Below are 301 nucleotides of genomic sequence, written 5' to 3'. Positions count from 1 at the left end.
CTCGCGGTGGTTACCCCTATCGCATTTCATCTACCCGGCATTCGAATAAATCGGCCAAAGATTGATATCTAGAGCATCGCAGGTGTTTTCGCGGATAAGTGGCATAACTTCGCTGGTCGCGTGGCGTCATTGGCGCACGACGCTGTGGGTCACGGCGGGCGTGGTGGCTCTTGGATTCCTCATCGCGCTGGAGATCGCCGCACGCCGCTACGGTCAACCGGGGCCGATTTCCAACCAGGTGAAGGCGCTGATCTTTGCCCCGAAACCGGGACCGCTGTACGGCGGTATGGCGTTGATGATG

General features: G+C 58.8%; 1 protein-coding gene. It reads left to right on the top strand.

Features of this window, described 5'->3' with window-relative positions:
• Positions 1-82: 82 nt before the first annotated feature.
• A partial coding sequence (locus ADL12_RS56865) for a DUF5933 domain-containing protein (RefSeq protein ID WP_244188068.1) occupies positions 83-301 on the top strand: 219 nt, incomplete at its 3' end.

This window comes from Streptomyces regalis (assembly GCF_001509475.1).
Taxonomy (GTDB): domain Bacteria; phylum Actinomycetota; class Actinomycetes; order Streptomycetales; family Streptomycetaceae; genus Streptomyces; species Streptomyces regalis.
This window is presented reverse-complemented; position numbering and strand designations above follow the sequence as displayed.